The sequence below is a fragment of the Bradyrhizobium sp. Kon10 genome (assembly GCF_055807395.1).
Genome location: NZ_JBVVOZ010000242.1, coordinates 1 through 268, shown reverse-complemented (window position 1 = coordinate 268; position 268 = coordinate 1). Strand labels below are relative to the sequence as shown.

Annotated in this window: 1 protein-coding gene; it reads right to left on the bottom strand. The window is 66.8% G+C overall.

The annotated features are described in order from the left end of the window. The coding region (locus AC0L2O_RS36885) for an amidohydrolase family protein (protein ID WP_473373219.1) at positions 1–268 on the bottom strand (268 nt) is incomplete at both ends.

Here is a 268-nt window from a genome sequence, read left to right as displayed (position 1 = left end):
CTTGTCGACGGAGAGCCTGCCGCGCAGGCCGGCATCGAGCGCGGCTTTCGAGACAAAGGTTACCGACGAGTTTGTCATCGCCTTGCCATAGGCGCCGAACATCGGCCGGTAGTGCATTGGCTGCGGCGTCGGGATCGAGGCGTTGGGATCGCCCATCGGGGCGGCGGCGATCATGCCGCCGATCAGCACCATGTCCGGCTTGACGCCGAAGAAGGCCGGGTTCCACAGCACCAGGTCGGCGCGCTTGCCGACCGCCACCGAACCGATC